Here is a 1,691-nt window from a genome sequence, read left to right as displayed (position 1 = left end):
TGTTTAGAGAGTGTTGCTAGGGCTGATGAAGTGTTTGTCGTCGATTCCCAAAGTAGCGATCGCTCGATCAAAATATCTACCAACTATGGGGCTAATGTAGTCCAATTTTATTTTAATGGTCGTTGGCCGAAAAAGAAAAACTGGTCCCTCGATAATCTGCCTTTTCGCAATGAATGGGTATTAATCGTCGATTGTGATGAGAGAATCACCCCCGAACTATGGGACGAAATCGCCACCGTGATCCAAGATCCCGACTATAACGGTTATTATCTCAATCGTCGCGTCTTCTTCCTCGGACAGTGGATCCGTTATGGTGGCAAGTATCCCGACTGGAATCTGCGTTTATTTAAACATAAGTCGGGCAGATACGAGAATTTAAACACGGAAGATATCCCCAACACGGGAGATAACGAAGTTCATGAACACGTTATCCTTGATGGCAAGGTGGGATATCTGAAAAATGATATGCTGCACATCGATTTCCGCGATATCTATCATTGGTTAGAAAGACATAATCGTTATTCCAACTGGGAAGCGCGGGTTTATTACAATATTCTCACGGGTAATGACGAAAGTGGCACGATCGGAGCGCACCTGTTCGGTGATGCGGTGCAGAGGAAACGTTTTTTAAAGAAAATATGGGTAAAATTGCCCTTTAAACCGCTGCTGCGCTTTATTCTCTTTTATTTTATCCGTCTCGGTTTCCTGGATGGCAAAGCTGGTTATATCTACGGTCGTCTTTTGAGTCAGTACGAATACCAAATAGGGGTTAAATTGTACGAATTACGGCAATTTGGCGGTAAATTAAACGTTAATGCCCAGGCTAATCCCCCGGTTAAACCCTCGGAACCTCAACCCGCAGAAATGATTAAATAAGTCCTATGTCCCCAGAAATCCGCACCGATGAGGAAGCGTGGCTAGATCTGCGTACCTACGATCAATCTTGGTTTGATCGCGGTCGTTCTAATCCAATTATCCTACTTTGGTGGTTAGTACAGGGGATTCTTTTCCCCCTTAGTTTGCACCAGATGGATAGCTTTCGCTGCGCTGTTTTGCGTCTATTCGGGGCTAAAATCGGCCTTGGGGTGAAAATTCGCCCGACGGCAAGGGTTTCTTATCCTTGGAAAGTTGCGATCGGCGATTATACTTGGATTGGCGATGATGTGGTGATTTATAGTTTAGATAACGTTACCATCGGCAGTCATTGTGTGATTTCTCAAAAATGCTATCTTTGCACTGGCAGTCACGATCCGGGCGATCGCTCTTTCCGCTTAAAAACCACTCCCATCCTCATTGGTAATGGTACATGGATCGCGGCCGATTGTTTCTTGGCTGCGGGGGTAAAAATTGGCTCTAATGTTGTTATTGGGGCAAGAAGTAGCGTATTTGCCGATATTCCCGCTCAAAAGGTCGCTTGGGGCAGTCCCTGTCGTCCTCAATACGATAGAAAGATGAATTCTTATAGCAGTTAGGGCTGACTCAATAAATCTAAAAACCTTGTTGGGTAAGACTTTTAGACTTTTTGGAAACCAAAAAGTACCAGATCCCGGAGTGATCGGGTGGAAAATTCCGGGACTTTTTCCCTGAAAAATAGGTAATTGACCCCCCCAAAATCGCTAAAACCCTACACACTACACCCTACACCCCACACCCTGCCCCCCCCGAAAAACTTTTTGCCGCAAACCCTACTT

At 45.0% G+C, this 1,691-nt stretch carries 2 protein-coding genes; both read left to right on the top strand.

Annotated features, from left to right (window positions below; all coding sequences use genetic code 11):
- Nucleotides 1-876 (top strand): glycosyltransferase family 2 protein (locus PX481_RS28660; protein WP_288097344.1); only part of this gene is annotated, 876 nt, incomplete at its 5' end.
- Between the two features lie 5 nt (nt 877-881).
- Nucleotides 882-1,472, top strand: coding sequence for a hormogonium polysaccharide biosynthesis acetyltransferase HpsU (gene hpsU, locus PX481_RS28655; protein ID WP_288097342.1), 591 nt, complete (start codon nt 882-884; stop codon nt 1,470-1,472).
- The last annotated feature ends 219 nt before the right edge of the window (nt 1,473-1,691 follow it).

Source organism: Microcystis sp. M53603_WE2 (assembly GCF_030065435.1).
This window is presented reverse-complemented; position numbering and strand designations above follow the sequence as displayed.

Coding starts and splice junctions, on each gene's coding strand:
- hpsU (WP_288097342.1), top strand. CDS start 882: ATGTCCCCAGAAATCCGCACCGATGAGGAAGCGTGGCTAGATCTGCGT.